The 16,056-nt window shown below is 70.9% G+C and carries 13 protein-coding genes; 3 read left to right on the forward strand and 10 right to left on the reverse strand.

All coding sequences use genetic code 11. From position 1 onward, the window contains the following. Positions 1 to 10 precede the first annotated feature (10 nt). Entirely contained in the window at positions 11 to 664 is a 654-nt protein-coding gene (locus B161_RS0105250) for a hypothetical protein (protein WP_018632326.1), read from the reverse strand. A gap of 149 nt (positions 665 to 813) precedes the next feature. On the opposite strand from B161_RS0105250, the gene mutM reads away from it, so the two are divergent. Continuing rightward, complete coding sequence (gene mutM, locus B161_RS0105255; RefSeq protein ID WP_018632327.1) at positions 814 to 1,683, forward strand: bifunctional DNA-formamidopyrimidine glycosylase/DNA-(apurinic or apyrimidinic site) lyase; 870 nt, start codon at positions 814 to 816, stop codon at positions 1,681 to 1,683. 7 nt (positions 1,684 to 1,690) lie between these two features. Here the strand turns inward: mutM and B161_RS16835 are convergent, their stop codons facing one another. From B161_RS16835 to B161_RS0105280, 5 genes are all read right to left on the reverse strand, one after another. Further along, the gene (locus tag B161_RS16835; protein ID WP_018632328.1) at positions 1,691 to 2,986 is read right to left on the reverse strand and encodes a 3-deoxy-D-manno-octulosonic acid transferase; all 1,296 of its coding nucleotides are present in this window, start codon (positions 2,984 to 2,986) and stop codon (positions 1,691 to 1,693) included. Beyond that, positions 2,983 to 3,699: a lysophospholipid acyltransferase family protein gene (locus B161_RS16840; protein WP_018632329.1), complete on the reverse strand. Its 717-nt coding sequence runs from the start codon at positions 3,697 to 3,699 to the stop codon at positions 2,983 to 2,985. Before B161_RS16840 ends, B161_RS16835 begins: the two co-directional genes overlap by 4 nt. 75 nt (positions 3,700 to 3,774) lie before the next feature. Then, positions 3,775 to 4,005: a DUF4170 domain-containing protein gene (locus B161_RS0105270; RefSeq protein WP_018632330.1), complete on the reverse strand. Its 231-nt coding sequence runs from the start codon at positions 4,003 to 4,005 to the stop codon at positions 3,775 to 3,777. 90 nt (positions 4,006 to 4,095) lie between these two features. Further along, positions 4,096 to 5,529, reverse strand: coding sequence for a ribosome biogenesis GTPase Der (gene der / locus B161_RS16845; RefSeq protein ID WP_018632331.1), 1,434 nt, complete (start codon positions 5,527 to 5,529; stop codon positions 4,096 to 4,098). A 102-nt stretch (positions 5,530 to 5,631) separates the two neighbouring features. Continuing rightward, on the reverse strand, positions 5,632 to 6,534 hold the full coding sequence (locus B161_RS0105280) for a hypothetical protein (RefSeq protein WP_018632332.1): 903 nt from the start codon (positions 6,532 to 6,534) through the stop codon (positions 5,632 to 5,634). A 195-nt stretch (positions 6,535 to 6,729) separates the two neighbouring features. Between B161_RS0105280 and B161_RS0105285 the strand changes: the two genes are divergently transcribed. Next, positions 6,730 to 7,629: a LysR family transcriptional regulator gene (locus B161_RS0105285; protein ID WP_026310208.1), complete on the forward strand. Its 900-nt coding sequence runs from the start codon at positions 6,730 to 6,732 to the stop codon at positions 7,627 to 7,629. 157 nt (positions 7,630 to 7,786) lie between these two features. Further along, a complete protein-coding gene (locus B161_RS18625) occupies positions 7,787 to 10,009 on the forward strand; it encodes a PEP-CTERM sorting domain-containing protein (protein WP_018632334.1) in 2,223 nt (740 codons plus the stop codon). A gap of 64 nt (positions 10,010 to 10,073) precedes the next feature. On the opposite strand, the gene fmt is transcribed toward B161_RS18625, so the two are convergent. From fmt to B161_RS0105310, 4 genes are all read right to left on the reverse strand, one after another. Beyond that, positions 10,074 to 11,009: a methionyl-tRNA formyltransferase gene (fmt, locus tag B161_RS0105295; protein ID WP_018632335.1), complete on the reverse strand. Its 936-nt coding sequence runs from the start codon at positions 11,007 to 11,009 to the stop codon at positions 10,074 to 10,076. A 64-nt stretch (positions 11,010 to 11,073) separates the two neighbouring features. Then, positions 11,074 to 12,750 carry an acyl-CoA dehydrogenase family protein gene (locus B161_RS0105300; RefSeq protein WP_018632336.1) on the reverse strand — a complete coding sequence of 559 codons (1,677 nt, stop codon included), beginning with the start codon at positions 12,748 to 12,750 and terminating at the stop codon, positions 11,074 to 11,076. A 113-nt stretch (positions 12,751 to 12,863) separates the two neighbouring features. Next, the gene (locus B161_RS0105305) at positions 12,864 to 14,024 is read right to left on the reverse strand and encodes a beta/alpha barrel domain-containing protein (RefSeq protein WP_157755532.1); all 1,161 of its coding nucleotides are present in this window, start codon (positions 14,022 to 14,024) and stop codon (positions 12,864 to 12,866) included. Beyond that, complete coding sequence (locus B161_RS0105310) at positions 14,021 to 16,051, reverse strand: hypothetical protein (RefSeq protein WP_018632337.1); 2,031 nt, start codon at positions 16,049 to 16,051, stop codon at positions 14,021 to 14,023. The genes B161_RS0105305 and B161_RS0105310 overlap by 4 nt, the downstream gene beginning before the upstream one ends. Between the last annotated feature and the right edge of the window lie 5 nt (positions 16,052 to 16,056).

Below are 16,056 nucleotides of genomic sequence, written 5' to 3' on the forward strand. Positions count from 1 at the left end.
GGCTTCGCCTTTATGGAATCCGGTTGTTCTTCGGCCGATAGCCGCGCAGGAAATTCGGATCATCCGGCGAAAGCCCCGCAGAGGGCATCTTCGAATGCCGCGCATGATGCGAAGCCTGACGCGCCTTCGTCCGGGCGTCGGCCTCGGCGCGACGCTGAGCCGCCCGCTCGTCGCGGTTCTGGTGAGAAGCCGTTTGGGCGCGCCCGGCGCTCCGCGTGGAGGGAATTCCGGAAGATCCGCCGTCGGGCCGCGTCCGCGAAGCCTTCTCCAGAGCCTCTTGCAGCTCTTTCTCTTTGCCCGCCAGACGCGCCGCGCCTCCGAACAGCCCCCCTAAAGCCCCTTCGGGGTCCGCGCCGGATTTCCGCGCCTCCTCCCGGTCGCGCACGCGCTGAAGCAGGGCCTGAATCCGCTGACGCTCGTTCAGATTGGACTCTGAGCCGCGTGTCTGAGGCGTCGCCCGGGTCACGGCGTCGGATCGCTCGGCGGCGCCCCCCTTCATGATTTTGCTGAAGATGAAGCCGCCGATCAGCAAGACGAAGGCGACAGGCCCGAAGATCAGGCCCAAAACGAAGAACAACGCGCGGCTCAAGCCCAGAAAACTCGCCGCGACGGCGCAAAGGACCGCCGGTCCGATATTCTCGACGCCCAGGTTGATGAAATCCATGGCCTTCCTCCTGAGCCGCTTCGTCGCGCAAGCGCAGTCTGCCCGCGATTCCTGAATAAGCCTTCACAAAGACCGCGTCAAAAATCCATGCGCGTCGCGCGGGATGAGCCTATCCTGCCCGCTCCTTCCTCCCTCGGCGAGAGACGTTCATGCCCGAAGCCCCTGAAATCGAAACCATCCGGCTGGGGCTCGCGCCTGAACTCACGGGGCGGCGTCTCGAAAAGGCTCTGACCCGCAGGCCGGATCTGCGCAAGCCCTTCCCGAAGGATTTCGCCGCGCGGCTCGCGGGGCGGCGCGTCGAGGAGATCGGGCGGCGCTCGAAATATCTGCTGCTCGGGCTTTCGGGCGGCGAGACTTTGCTGATTCATCTCGGCATGTCGGGGCGGCTGATCCTCAAGCGGAGCAATGGTCCGGAGCCGCTCGGCGCATTCCATCATGAGGCCGGCCAAGGGGCTGGAGGGGCTTCGGCGCATGATCATGTGGTCTTCTGGTTCGAGGGCGGCCTTGAACTGACCTATAACGACGCCCGGCGCTTCGGCATGATGGATCTGCATCCCACCGCCTCGCTCGGAGAACACGCCGCGCTGAAGTCCCTCGGGCCGGAGCCCATGACGCCGGGATTCTCCGGCGCGGAGCTGCTCAGGCGGGTGGGCGGCGCGCGGGGGCCGATCAAAACGCTGATCCTCGACCAAAGCCGCCTCGCGGGCGTGGGCAACATCTACGCTTGCGAGGCGCTCTGGCGGGCGGGGATCGCTCCGGAGCGGCGCGGCGTCGACCTCAAGCCTGCGGAGGCGGAGGCTCTGGCGCGGGATCTCGGCGAGGTCATGCGGGAATCGGTGCGGGCGGGAGGCTCCACTTTGCGCGATTATCGGCGCGCCGACGGCGAAATCGGCGGTTTTCAGGACCGCTTCGCCGTTTACGACCGCGCAGGCGAGGCTTGTCCGCGCTGCGGCGGGCGGATCGCGAGGCTGGTTCAGGCGGGGCGCTCGACCTTCTGGTGTCCGGGCTGCCAGAGCTGAAGGCGCTTCAGCCCTCCAGCAGCTCCGGGGCGAGGCCCTCCGCCGCCCGCATGGTCGCGGCCAGAGCCCCGCGCGACTCCATGGCGGCCTCTTTGGCGGCGGCGCCCATGCGCTTCGCTTCGGCGGCGCCCTCGGCCAGCAGCAGCGAGACCGCGAACGTCAGCTTCTCGGCGCTTTCGATCTGCATGGCCCCGCCCGCCGCCGTCAGGCGCGCGTAATCGGCCTCCGCGTTATGGGTCAGAGGGCCGGTCACCACCGCCGCGCCCAGAGAAGCGGGCTCCATGGGATTATGTCCGCCGCCGGGCAGCGCGAAGCTGCCGCCCATCACCGCCACCGGCGCAAGGCGCATCCAGAGCCCCATTTCGCCGAGCGTGTCGGCGAGGTAGATCCCCGGACGATCAGGAAGATCGCCTAAGCTGCGGCGGCCATAGGCGCCGGAATCCCGCGCCGCCGCCTCGCCGCGCTCCGGATGGCGGGGCGCGAGGATCAAGGTGAGGTCGGGCGCCGTCTCGGCGAGGCGCTTCTGCACGGCGGCCATCATGGCCTCTTCGCCCGCATGGGTGCTCGCCGCCAGCCAGACGGGGCGCCCCGCGAGGGCCTTGCGCATTTTCTTGAGCTCGGCGGGGTCATGGGGCGGAGGCCCCGCCTCGGATTTCAGATTCCCCGCCGTCGAGACCGTCCGCGGCGTCGCGCCGAGCCCCACGAAGCGGGCGGCGACCTCCGGCGTCTGGGCGAGGATCGCGCCGAAGCGCCCCAGCAGAGACTCGGCCGCGCCGGGCGCGAAGCGTCGCCAGCGCGAGGCCGAACGCGCCGAAATCCGGGCGTTGGCGAGGATCAGCGGAATCCCCCGGTCGGAGGCTTCGAGGATCAGAGTCGGCCAAAGCTCGGATTCGATCCAGATTCCCAGAACCGGCCGCCAATGATCGAGGAAGCGCCGCGCCGCGCCGGGCAGATCCAAAGGCGCGTATTGATGGCTCACGCCGGGGACGGCCCGCGTCTCCAGCATGGCGGCCGCCGTCGTGGTGACGGTGGTGATCAGCACCTGAATATCCGGGTTCCGCTCGCGCAGGGCCTCGGCGAGGACGAGGCCGGTCAGGCTCTCGCCGACGCTGGCCGCGTGGATCCAGACCAAAGGCCCCTCGGGCCGCGCGAGGCTCGCCGCTCCGAAGCGCTCTTCGAGCCGGGCCGGATCCTCTTTGCCCTGTCTGACCCGGCGCTTCAGCCAAAGCCGCGCCGCCGGGCCGCCGACATGGCCGAGGCCGCGCCAGAATTTCAAGCCGAAGGAGGCGGCGGGAAGGATCATGGCCGGGGCCTCCGGGAAGGGGCGGGCGGCAGAGGCTCGGGGCGTCCCGCGAGCAGATCCGCCCGGGCGGTGGCCTCGCGCAGGACGTCCTCGATCCTCAGACGATGGGCCTCCAGCGCGGCGCGGTCGGAGGCGCCCGGCGCCGCCAGAGGCGGAGCCGCCACCAAAGCCGCCCGCGCGAAGGGCAAAGGCAGCAAAAGCCCGTCCCAGCTTTTCAGCCGGATCGCCGGACGACAAGACCAGGCCGCCGCCGTGACGGGGGCTCCGCTGAGGGCGCTGAGCGCCGCGGCGCCGCCCTGAGCCTCTTCGGTGGGGCCGCGGGGGCCGTCGGGGGTGATGGCGACCGAGGCGCCTTGCTGCAAGACGTCGAGCAGGCTCCGCGCCGCCGCCGAGCCGCCTTTATCCTCGCCCGTGACGCGGTTGCGGCTGGAGCCGTGGATCACGCCCAGACCGAAGCGCCCGGCCACGGCGGCGATGGCCGCGCCGTCGCGGCTGCGCGAGATCAAGACGAAGGTTCGGCGATCCAGAGCGGCGGCGGCGGGCGCCATCATCAAAAGCCGCCCATGCCAGAAGGCGAAGATCGTCGGGCCCTCGGGCAGGCCCTCCAGCCCCTCGCGCCGCCAGCGCATCAGACGGAAAGCCAGACGCAGATACCCCGCCGTCGCGGCGGCGGCCAGAGACCGAACCCAAGGGGCGCGCGTCAATCGCCGCATCCGCTTCTCCTCATTCCGGCGCCTCGGCGGCCCCGGAGAGCCTTGCGCCTGTGTTGCGGCTCCGGTTCGGGCCTGTCACTTGTCGTCGGCGGTGGGCTTCTCGCGCAGGCGGCTCAGATCGGCGATGAAATAACGGGTCTGGGCGTGATCCACGGTTTTTTGCGCTGCGGATTTCCACGCGTCATAGGCGCTCGGATAATCGGGAAAAACCCCCACCACGTCGATTTTCGAGGGGTCTTTGAAGTCATGGGAGGTGGTGGAGATCAGTTCTCCGCCGAAGACGAGATGCAGGCGCGTTTGAGGCATGAAGGTTCTCCCTGAGGATTCCGCCGGGCGCCGGAGCGCCCTTCAGGCTTTCTCGCCAGATTTTCGCTGCGATGCAAGAAGACCGCGCGGTCAGCTGCGCGTGTTCTCGTCCACATAAGGGTTGTCTCCGCCGCGCATCTGCATGCGGATGGGGGTGCCGGGCATGTTGAAATCCGCGCGGAGGTTATTGATGAGATAACGGATATAGGAATCCGGGATCTCGTCGGGCCGCGAGGAGAAGAGCACGAAGGTCGGCGGACGGCTGCGGATCTGCGTCGCGTAGCGGATCTTCAGACGGCGCCCCGAAACCGCGGGCGGCGGATGATGGTCGATCACCGAGCGGAGCCAGCGGTTGAGCTTGCCGGTGGAGATGCGCGTGGCCCAGACGTCGCGGGCGCGGAAGATCGCCTCGCGCAGACGCCCGATTCCCTGCCCCGTCTCGGCGGAGAGGGTGATCAGCGGCACGCCGCGAATCTGCGGGAGCAGCCGGTCCAGCTCCTCCTTGAGCGTCCGGAGGGTCTCCTGACGATCCTCGACGAGATCCCATTTATTCACCGCCACCACCACGGCGCGGCCCTCGCGGGCGGCGAGGTCGATCAGGCGCAGATCCTGTTGTTCGAAGGGCGCGCCCGCGTCGAGCAGCGCCACGATGACCTCCGCGAAGCGCACGGCCCGCAGGCCGTCGGCCACGGACATCTTCTCGACGCGGTCGTCGATGCGGGCTTTCCTGCGCATGCCCGCCGTGTCGAAGATCTTGACCTTGCGTCCGCCCCAGTCGAGCGTGAAGCCGATGGCGTCGCGGGTGACGCCCGCCTCCGGCCCGGTGAGCTGGCGCTCCTCGCCGAGGATGGCGTTGACCAGCGTCGATTTTCCGGCGTTGGGGCGCCCGATCACCGCGATCTGCAGCGGGCGGCGCGTGGCCTCGGGCGGCTCGGGCTGGTCGGGGTCGAAGTTCTCTTCTTCGAGATCGGGGAGGAATTCCGAATCCATCTCGGCGGCTTCGGCTTCGGCCTCCGCCTGCTCCGCCTCATAGGCTTCGATCCAGGGCGCGAGGGCGTCGCGCAATTCGCGCATGCCCAGAGCGTGTTCGCCCGAGATCGGAATGGGCTCGCCCAGACCCAGAGCATAAGCCTCCGAGGCCCCAAGCTCCGCCGCGACGCTCTCGGCCTTATTGGCCGCGAGGATCACCTTGCGCGCCCGCTTGCGGAGGATCTCGGCGAAGATATGGTCCGCCGGAGCCAGACCAGACCGCGCGTCCACCACGAAAAGGCAGGCGTCGGCCATGTCCACGGCCTTCTCGGTCTGACGGCGCATGCGGCCTTGAATCGAGGCGTCGTCCGCCTCTTCGAGGCCCGGCGTGTCCATGGCGACGAAGCGCAGATCCATCAGGCGCGCTTCGCCTTCGCGCAGATCGCGCGTGACTCCGGGCTGGTCGTCCACCAGCGCGAGGCGCTTGCCGACGAGCCGGTTGAACAGGGTGGATTTGCCGACGTTGGGTCGGCCGACGATCGCGAGCGTGAACATGCCCCGCTTCTATCCGATTTCAGCCCGTCGAACAGGAGGAAAATACGCGAAAGGAGAGGGCCGCCCTCAGGTTTCCGTTTCCGGCGGCCCCTTCCGGGATCGTCAGGGGTTCAGCGCCTGAAGCGCTCCGGCCACGCTTTGCAGCGAAAGGATGATCTCCTGCGTCCGGCGCGCGGCGGCGGCGCATTCCGCGTCGCGATACATGCCGCGTCCGCATTCGACGGCGCGGAGGGCGTCGGCGCGCTGGGCGGCGGTCTGGGTCTTGAAGGCGTTGAAGCGGCCGCTGGCCTGTCCGGCCTCCATGGCCTCCGAGATCTGGGCGCAGGTGACGCTCTGGCCGCGCAGAGCCTCGGCGAGGCCGTCGCCGCCCGCAGGCGCGCCGCACATCTTCCAGAGCACGTCCGCCTGAACCAGCGGATAAAGCCGGAGCAGATCGCGGTCCACGTCGCTCAGCCCCTCATATCCGGCCTCGACGGCGGCGGGCTCCCAGAATTCATAGCCCCCGAGAAAGGCCGCGGGCGAAATCTTCTCGCCCCGTCGCGGCGGCGCCTGACGCGGCGCGCCGGGCAGCTCCACGCCGCGCCGCACGAAGGCGAAGCTCTGAGTCCCCGCGCGGTCGGGCTCGCCTTGGGCGTTGAGCGGCGCCCAGACCAGAACCACCCCCGGACCCCGGGGCGTGACGCGCATCACGCCGGAGCCGCCGCGCCAGTCCACGGCGCCCTCGGCGGCCCCCGAGGCGAGGCGCTCGGCCTCGATGTTGTAGACTTGGCCGTTCGGCGTCGCGCGGAAGACGAAGGCGTAGCTCCCCGCTTCCCGCGGATGAACCGCAAGAACCATGGACTGCGCCCCGTCCAGCCCGACATAATCGCCGAGAATCGGGTCGGCGGCGGCCTGAGAGGCGGCGGGAGCGGTTTGCGGCTGCGCTTGGGACGTCGGCGGGGCGAGGGGCTGCGCGGCGGCCGCGATCAATCCGATCCAGACGAACCTGCGCCATAGTTTGACCATAAGCTCTTGCTCCTTCGCGGCTCTCGCCTTGCGAAAAGGCGGTAGCGGGCTCTTATCTCCGGTTCGTGTCATGAATATGGTGGCGCGGCGTCTCAGGCAAGCGGAGGGGGCTGAAAAGCCTCATTTCGGGACAGGGCCTGAAGCGGAGCGGGCGCAAGAGGCGATTCCGGAGAAGCCGGGGCGAAAGGGATGGAGATGGATTGGGATAAGCTGCGCGTCTTTCATGCGGTGGCCGCGGCGGGCAGTCTGACGCAGGCGGGCGAAAAGCTGCATCTGAGCCAGTCGGCGGTGAGCCGCCAGATTCGCGATCTGGAGGATTCGCTCGGCGCGACGCTCTTTCATCGCCATGCGCGGGGCCTGCTCCTGACTCAGGAAGGCGAGGCGCTTTACGAATCCACGCAGAACATCTCGGCGGATCTGGCGCGGGCGCGGGCGCGCATCCGGGCCGCGCGCGAGGAATCCGGCGGAGAGCTGGCGGTCTCGACCACGGTGGGCTTCGGCTCGCTCTGGCTGGCGCCGCGTCTGGGGAGGCTGCGCGCGGCCGCTCCGGAGCTGACGCTGGATCTGAGGCTCTCGGACGAAGTGGTGGATCTGGCCATGCGCGAGGCCGACGTGGGCATTCGGATGCGGCCTTCGCCGCAGACCGATCTGATTCAGAAGCCTCTGCTGAGCGTGCGGCTGCGGCTTTACGCGACCGAAGCCTATCTGAAGGGGCGTTCGCGCCCGCGCACGCTGGACGACCTCGCCGACCACGACGTCCTGACCTACAGCCGCAACGCGGCTCAGCCGCTGGAGAACCTCGACTGGATTTATCGGGGGCGCCGGCGAATCAGGCCGGTGCTGACGGTGAACAACCATCTCGGGCTGCTGCAGGCGGCGCGCGAGGGCGTGGGGGTGGCGGCTCTGCCGGATTATCTGGCGGCGCTCGCGCCCGAGCTGATTCCGGTCGGCGAGGAGGCGCCGGGGCCGAAATACGAGATCTATCTGGCCTGGCCCCAGGAGCTTCGGGGCTCGCAGAGGGTGGCGCTCTTCCGCGACTTCCTGCTGGAGGAGCTGGCCGCTCATCGCAAGACCTATCCGCCTGATCCATTCTGATACGGATTCCGGAGATTTTCAGAAAGGGGATGCGTTTTTTCAGGAAGAGCGCGGATTTTTCCTCTGAAAACCTCTGAAGGAGCCGCCCTGCGGACATGGCTCGGCTTTTGCAGCCCTTCGGCGCAAAGGCTCGACATCACGTTCGGAGAGGCCATCCATGACCCATTTCAAAACCCCCATCCGCGCCGCCCTTGGGGCCGCCGTCGCGGCGGCGGCTCTGGCGACGGCCTTTCCGGTCTCCGCCGGGCCGATCCGGCCCGAAGACGACGGCGCGCTCTTCCGGCTGCGCCACGGCGTGCAGATGAGCGCGGCGCTGGACGCCCGCACCAGCGCCGTCGTGTTCCGTCCCGCTTCGGCGGAGAACGAATTCACCCTGGACGACGCCGCTTACGTCGAGGATCTGGCGGCGCTGCGCCGCGCGGATCTGGCGGTGGCCGCGCCGCCTCCGGCGCCTCTGCCCGAGCCGCCGCGCCGTCTGCCGCCGCAGACGCTCTATGCTCAGGCCGCGCCGATGCTCGCTTATAGCGCGCCGACCGCGCCTGTGGCCGCGCCCGCCTGGCTGGAGACCTCATCCACCGCGACGGAGGCCTATGCGCCCGCTCCGATCTATACGGCGGCGGAGAGCTACAGCGAGATCCTGCCTGTGGCGGCGTCCTCGGCCGCTCCGGCGATCTACGACGCGCCCGTTTCGGTTCAGAGCGTCGCGGTTCAGGCTCAGGCCCCGGCCGTCGCGGCGGCTTCGCCCTGCGCGGGCGGTCTGGCGGGCGGTTTGACGGCCGCTTCTCTGGCGCCGGGCGGCGCCTTCGGTCCGCAGAGCCTCGGCGCGGGCGGCAGCCTCTCTCAGACCTTCGTGAACGGCGAACTGGTCTCCGAAGCGGGTCTTGGCGGCTGCGCCGAGGGCGCGGGCGGGCCGGTGGTGATCGTGCATGAAGTGACGACCTCGCCGGTGGCCTACGCCTCTTCGGCGATGGAATCGGCGGCGCTCGGCCTGAGCTACGGCGCGGCGGGCGGCTACGGCATGAGCTACGGCGCGATGGGCGGCGGCGGGATCGCCGTCGGCGGCGGCGCGGCCTCGGCGGCGGGCGGCGCGGGCTTCGCGGTTTCGGCGCCTTCGGTGATCATCGCCGGCGGCGGCGGAGGCGGCGGCCGCACGGTGATCGTCGAGGGCTCGACGACTAACATCGACCGCTCCACGACCAATGTGGATCGTTCGACGACCAACGTGGACCACTCCACGACGAACGTCGACCGTCGCAGCTACGACAACCGCAGCTACGACAATCGCCATATCGGCGACCGTTACGTCTCGATCAGCAATTCCCAGAGCGGCGGCGCCTCCTCCAGCAGCTCCTCCGGCGGCTGGAGCAGCAGCGGCGGCCACGGCTCGTCTTCGGGCGGCGGCTCCTCGTCGAGCAGCTCCTCCTCTTCCTCCAGCTCCTCGTCCTCTTCGGGCGGCGGCTGGAGCAGCAGCGGCGGTCATGGCTCCTCTTCGGGCGGCCACGGCTCTTCCAGCGGCGGTCATGGCTCGTCTTCGGGCGGACATGGTTCGTCTTCGGGCGGCGGCTCCTCTTCGTCGAGCAGCTCCTCTTCTTCCTCCAGCTCCTCGTCCTCCTCGGGCGGCGGCGGAAGCAGCGGCGGCGGCCATGGTTCTTCCTCTGGCGGCCACGGCTCGTCCTCGGGCGGCGGCTCCTCGTCGAGCAGCTCGTCTTCCTCCTCCAGCTCCTCCTCGTCCTCTTCGGGCGGCGGCTGGAGCAGCAGCGGCGGTCATGGCTCCTCCTCGGGCGGCCACGGTTCTTCCAGCGGCGGTCATGGCTCGTCTTCGGGCGGACATGGTTCGTCTTCGGGTGGTCACGGCTCGTCCTCGGGCGGCGGCTCCTCGTCGAGCAGCTCGTCTTCCTCCTCCAGCTCCTCCTCGTCCTCTTCGGGCGGCGGACATGCGAGCGGCTCCTCGTCCTCCTCGTCGAGCAGCAGCTCTTCCTCCTCCTCGTCTTCGGGCGGCTGGCAGGTGGCTTCCTCCTCGGGCGGACACGGCTCTTCGGGCGGCGGACATGGCTCGTCCTCGGGCGGCCACGGCTCCACCTCGGGCGGCGGCTCCTCCTCGTCGAGCAGCAGCTCCAGCTCCTCGTCGAGCAGCTCGTCTTCCTCGGGCGGCGTGCCTCTGCCGACCAGCTCGACCTCTTCGGGCGGCTGGGGAACCTCCACCTCCTCTTCGTCCTCCTCGGGCGGACATGGCTCCACTTCGGGCGGCGGCGGCTGCTGCAAGCCTCCTTCGTCCTCTTCGGGCGGCTCCTCAGGCGGGCAGGTGCCTGAGCCCGGTCCGCTCGGCCTGCTGGCCATGGCGGGGATCGCGGCCTTCCTGCGCCGCCGCTTCGGCCGCTGAGGCTTGAGTTTTCACAGGGGAGCGATCAGGGCGCGTCCGGGAGACCGGGCGCGCCTTTTCCGATTCAGCCCAAGGCCGTCCCGGCGGAGAGGGGGAAGCCGCGTAAAAGCTCCTCCGCCGCCATGGGGCTCTTGCCGGGACGCTGAAGAACCAGCGCGCGCAGGGCCTTGGAGCTTCCCGCCGCGCAGGAGATTAAAAGCCGGTCGTCGAGCGAAATCCCCGGCGCGGCCTGCGGATCGGGCGAATCCTCCAGCCGGGCGCGCAAAATCTTCACCCGCTCGCCTGAGATCTCGGTCCATGCGCCGGGCGCGGGGGAAAGCCCGTGGAGATGGGCGAGAACCGCCTCCGGGGAGCGGTCCCAAGAGATCCGCGCCTCCTCCTTGAGGATCTTGGCGGCGTAGACCACGCCTTCCTCCGGCTGCGGGAGGGCCTCCGCCGCGCCGCCCGCCTCCAGATCGGCGAGGGCTTCGAGCATCAGCCCCGCGCCGAGCTTCGCCAGACGGTCATGCAGATCGCCGGAGGTCTCCAGAGGCGAAAGCGGCGTCTCGACGCGCTTCAGAACCGGGCCTTCGTCCAGGCCCTCGCTCATGCGCATGACGCAGACCCCCGTGACCGGATCCCCCGCCATGACCGCCCTTTGCAGCGGCGCGGCGCCTCGCCAGCGCGGCAAAAGCGAAGGATGGATGTTGAGGCAGCCGAATTCCGGCGCCTCCAGCACGGGAGCCGGCAGGATCAGCCCATAGGCCGCCACCACCGCGACTTGCGCGCCATAGCTCGCGAAACGGGCTTGGGCCTCCGGATCGCGGAGGCTGCGGGGCGTCTCGACCGTCAGGCCGAGTTCGCGCGCCCGGACCTCGACGGGGGTGGGGCGCAGGGCGCCGCCGCGTCCGGCGGGCTTGGGGGCGCGGCAATAAACGGCGAGGATCTCATGCCCGGCGGCGGCCAGAGCGTCGAGGGCGGGCAGGGCGAAGCCGGGGCTGCCCATGAAGATCAGGCGCATGAGGCCTCCAGAAGCGGGATCGGGAGGCCAAGCTCTAAACCGGGTTTCGGCGGCTTGGAAGCCTTTAAGCGACCGCCCGCGCGGCTTCCGCCTCGGCGCGCCAGATGCCCCAGACGCCTTCGCGGAGCTTGCGCCTCTGAGGCGCCGGAGCCCCCGAGAGCTGCGAGGCCGCCAGAGCCAGAGCCTCGCCGCTTTGGAAGAAGGGCCGGGGATCCTGTCCGCGGGCCAGCCACCAAGCCGCGGCGGCCATGAGCGCCAGATGCCGCGCGAAGGCCGCGCCCGCGTCGTGGAACTCCGGGCTGAGGGCGTAGGCCGAGCCATGGGCCTTGCTCAAGGCGGCGTGGGCTTGGTTCAGAGCGGCGAAGTCGCCCATGCTTTTGCGCAGGGCGCCGATCAGCGTGGCGCGCGGTTCGGCGCTGAGGCGGGGATCCTCCTGAGCGGCGGAGATCAGCGCGGCGGCGGATTCGGTCAGGACGTCGCCCGCGACGGGCCGCAGCGCCAGAGCCGACCAACGCGCCTCGGCGGGAGCGCCGCCTGAAAAGGCCTCGCGCAGCTTGGTCCAGCAGATCTGCGGATCCACCGAGCCCGAAGCCGCCGCCAGAGGCGTCAGATGGGCCGCGAGCCCCGCCAGAGCCTGCGGGCCTTCGGGGTCGAGGAAGCGCACGGCCTCGGCGTCGCGGCGGAGCTTGCCGAAGAGCGCCCCCGCCGGATCGTCGGCCAGAGCCCCCCGCGCGCCCAGAGAAGCCGCCGCCGCCGAGAAGATCGGCCCCGTGGCCTCCAAAGCGCGGGCGTGCAGCGCGTCGGCCCAGAGCCCCGCATGGACCGGCGAGGCGCTGAAGGCGCGCAATCCGGCTTCGGAGAAGGAGTCCAGCGCCCAGAAGGCCGCCAGAGCCTCGGAGAGCAAGGCGCGTTCGGAGGCGCGGCCTTGCGGATTCTGGGCGTTCTCCAGACGCGCCGCCAGACTTAGGGCGGTCTCCATGGGGCCGAAGAGCGTGGCGAGGTTGAAGCTTTTCGCCAGAGCCAGCGCCCGCCGCGCCAGATCGAGCCCTTCGCCCGCCGCTCCGACGCGCTCGGGAGCTTCGGCGGCGTCGAAGCGGATTTCGGCGAAATCCATCCCCGAAAGCCCGAGCAGCCGACGGCGCGGGCCGATCTTCACTCGGGCGCTCTGGCCCTCGCGGGGGGCGAGGAAGATCGAGATCTTGGATTCGGGGGATTCGGGCTCGCCCGGCTCGCGGGCCAGAGCCGCCACGCCCAGAGCCTCGGCGGCGCCGGGAGTCAGGCCCTTGCGGCCCGAGAGGCGCCAGAAGCTCGCCTCCTCCGAGGCGGCGGCGCGGACCTCCGCAAGCGGGCGTCCGGATTCGGCGAAGGCCAGAGCCAGACCTCCGCCGCGCGCCACGCCGGAGAGAATCGCCTTCTGGCGCGGCGTTCCGGCCAGTTCGCCGAGCGCCAGAGTCCCGATCTTGACCGCCAGAGGCGGAGTCAGGGCGGCGTCTCTGCCGGCCAGCCCCCGCGCCAGAGCGAAAGGCCGCGCGAGATCGGTCAGGCGTCCGCCGGTGGGCCAATGGGCGGGAATCAGCTCTTCGTCGAATCCCGAGGCCGCCAGCCGCTCGCGGGCCTCTTCGGGGGGCTCGCCCGCGGATTCGCGCCGCAGGGCCTGCGGCCAGCCGAAGGGGTTCACGGGATCCGCCGGATCGCCCAGCAGAGAGGCGAGGAAGGCGGAGGCGGGCGGCGGGGCGGACATGCAAGCTTCTCCTGAGGAAAAAACCGCGCGGACGACGCGAGTCTATCGTCCGGAGGTTTCGGACGGGTTTCGGCCCCGGCCGGATTCAGCCTCTGAAGACGAGACCCCGAAAATCAGGCGGGCGGCCGCCAGGAGGGGCGCGGCGGCGTGAGCGGCGGCATGGGCGCGCCGCTCAGGGCCAGCCAGGAGAGCCGCGCCTCGAAGGCGGCGGCGCGCAGCAGACGGCCCAAAGCCTCCTGAGGCGGGCCGCCGAGATCCAGCCCGACCGAATCGCTCCATCCCCGGAACTCCTCGGCGGTTTCGTCCAGCCCATGCAGGAAGGCGCCGCCGCCGAGCCTCTGGGTCTTCTCCAGAACCAGCGCGGCCTCGTCGAGCGCGAGATGATCGGCGCCCATGGCGAAGAGCGCCGCCAAAGCCTGAGGCGAGCCCGCGCCGCCCGCCGCGCCGACCAGAGGCCAATCCTGCGGGCCGCAGAGCGTCTCGCGCAGGCGCAGAACCCGCGCGAGCAGGGGCAGGGTGGGCCAGGCGCCGGAGCCTCCGGCGGCGATCACCGCGTCGGCCATGGGCAGCCTGAGGGCCAAGTCGCGCCTTTCGGCGTCGATCTGGCCGCGCGCCAGAAGCTGGTCGAGCAAATGGCGCGGCGCGGGCCTTAAAAAGGCTTCGGCGGAGGCCGGATCGGAGACCCGCGCGATCAGCCGACGCGGCGAAACCGCCGTTCCCTCAGCGTCGCGGGAGAGGGTTTCGGCCCGCCAGAGCGTCAGGGCGAGGCTGGGGGCCTCGAAGCCCTCGGCCTCCAGCAGGCGGCCGCCGCGCCGCGCCCAAAGCTCCGCCATGGCCTCGGCGGCCTCGGGACGGGCGGAGTCGCGCCGCACCCTCAGCGCGAAGAGGCGCCCGCCGAAGGCTCTTTGCGCGCGGGCGAGGGTCATCTCCGCTTCTTGCGGGCGGGTCGGGGGGATCACCGAGGCCAAAGCGCCGAAATCGCCGAAGGCTTGCGCCAAAGCCAGATCCGAGGCGGGCGCCGTCACCGCGAAGCGCGCGCCGAATTCGCGGCGGAAGCCGGGAGCGCCCAGCCTTTCGGGCGGCAGAGGCGGATAATAACAGAGCACCCTCTGGCCCTCGGGCGGGGCGAGGGGATTGGGCGCGAGGCCCAGACGCCCTTGCGCGTCGGCCACCAGAGCCCCCGCCGAATCGAGATCGCGCAGACGGTCGGCGATGGCCTCCGATCCGCGCAGGGCCTGTCCTCCGGGCCTCAGGAATGCGATTTCACCGCTCACGTCAGATCCTCCGCCGCCCATTTGCGCATCCAGCCTTCCGCCTGAGGGCCGAAGCGCGGCCCCTCCTTCTCGACCCCGAGCCCAAGGCTCAGGGCCTGGCGCGTCCGCTCGAAGAACGCATGCGCCGCCTCCGCCTCGGCCAGAGCCGGAGCCCAGATCCGACGCGCCGTCCGTCGGGCGGCGGCCCGCCGCGCCTCGGTGGGCGCGCGGCGCGGCTCCGGCCCGAAGGCGAGCGCGGGCAGGCCCGGCCCGAAGGCGCGGGGCGCGGTCTGAGGCCCCTCGGCGAGGGCCGCCGGATCGAGCCGGATCCCTTCGGCCATGAGCCGCGCCATGGCGCTCCAGAAGGCCCGCTCCGGCGCGAGGCCGGGGGTCTGGAGCGCCACGGCGGCGTGAGGCAGGCCGTCGAGGGTTTCGGAGATCCAGCCCGCCGCGCCGATCCCCGGCCCGCATTCGACGAAGATCCGCGCGCCCGCCTCATGGGCGGCCTTGGTCAGGCTGCGGAAATCGGCCGGAGCGCAGAGGATCTCCGCCAAAGCCCAAGAGAGCCCCGCCGGACTCCAATCGCGGATCGGGCGGAAATCCCGCGCCGAAAGCCGCGTCGCGCCGTCCGAGGGCGCGCGCGAGGATTGGCGGAAGAGCGCCGCCGCCTCCGAAAACCCCATGCGGGCCAATTCGCAATGCAGGATGCGCGCGGCGGAGTCCGGCGCGGGGCGCGCCTCCGCGCCGAGATCGGCGGCGAAGCGCGCCAGCGCCTCCGGAGCCCCCGCCGCCACGACCGAATTCGGCGAATCCAGCGAGAGCATGAAGACGTCGTCGCGTCGGGCGGCGGCCTCCAGCGCGGCCCCGGCCTCGACGGTCAGGCGGGCGGCGGCCCAGATTTCCGATTCGGGAGTCTCTTCGTCATGGCCGAAATAGCGCCGGGCCATGAGTTTGGGGCCGGAGAGTCCGCGCGCCACCAGATCCGAAGCCCGCAGCGCCGCGCCCGGATCGGCCTGAGGCCCCCAGACTCCCGCCGCCGCCAGCATCCCGACCTCGCCCAACCCATGGCCGAAGGCGAAGTTCGGCGCGATCCCCAGACCCTCGGTCAGCAGCCGCGCCAGACGCGCCGAGATCTTCAGCCCGTCGAGCGATTCCTCCCGCGCGCGGCGGGCGGGCGGCAGAGGCGCGGAGATGCGGGCGCCGTGGAGCGTCTCCTCCTCCAGCCCTCCGGCGTGGACGAAGGCGACGGGCGCCCGAGGCCCCAGAGGCCGCGCGACATAGGCGCTTCCGCCTTCGCCGCTCCAGAAGGCCGGAGGCGTCTCCCCGGCGAGGGCGCGGCGCAGGGCGCGGGCCTCGGCGCGGATCTCCGCGCGGCTGCGTCCGAGCAGGGCCGCCGTCGGCAGACGCGCGGCGGGCGTCCAGGCCGCGAGCCGGGCGCGATGGGCGCGCGCCAGATCGGCGCCGCTTTCGAGCTCGCGCTCCAGATTCTCCAGCGCCTCGCGCATTCCGGCGCGGTCGGGCGCCTGAATCGGCCAGAGCCTCAGCGCGCCGAGATCGTCCAGACGAAAGGGCGGGCGGCGCGGCGGACGGGCCTGATCGGGCTCCAGAAGCCCTAAGGCGCGGTCGCCGTCGCGCAGAGAGAGGTCGAAAAGCTTGAACAGGGCGATTCCGGCGGCGTCCTCTCCGGCGGCGGGGCCGCCCGCCAGCATGGCCGAAGCCTGACCCGCCCGCAGACAAGCGGCCGCCAGCCCGCAGATCTCGGCGTCGTCGGCCTCGGGCAGGCAAATCGTCGGGCCGCCGAGCCCGAGGGCGCGGCGGATCTGGGCCGCAGCGTCTTCAGGGTCTTTATCGGCGCCGATCTTCAGAATGAGCCCCGTCCGGGCCAGAGCCTCGCGGCGCAGGCCCGCCAGACGCAGGATCTCGCGCAGCGCGGGCGAACCATGGTCGAAGGCGGCGGCCTCGGGCGTGAAGTCGAAGACTCCGAGGATGGCGACGGGGGAATCCGGGCGCGCGGAGGAGGCGGCGAGAGGCGGACGGGCGGAGATCATGCGCG

The sequence above is a fragment of the Neomegalonema perideroedes DSM 15528 genome, assembly GCF_000374145.1.
In the GTDB taxonomy this organism is placed as follows: domain Bacteria; phylum Pseudomonadota; class Alphaproteobacteria; order Rhodobacterales; family Rhodobacteraceae; genus Neomegalonema; species Neomegalonema perideroedes.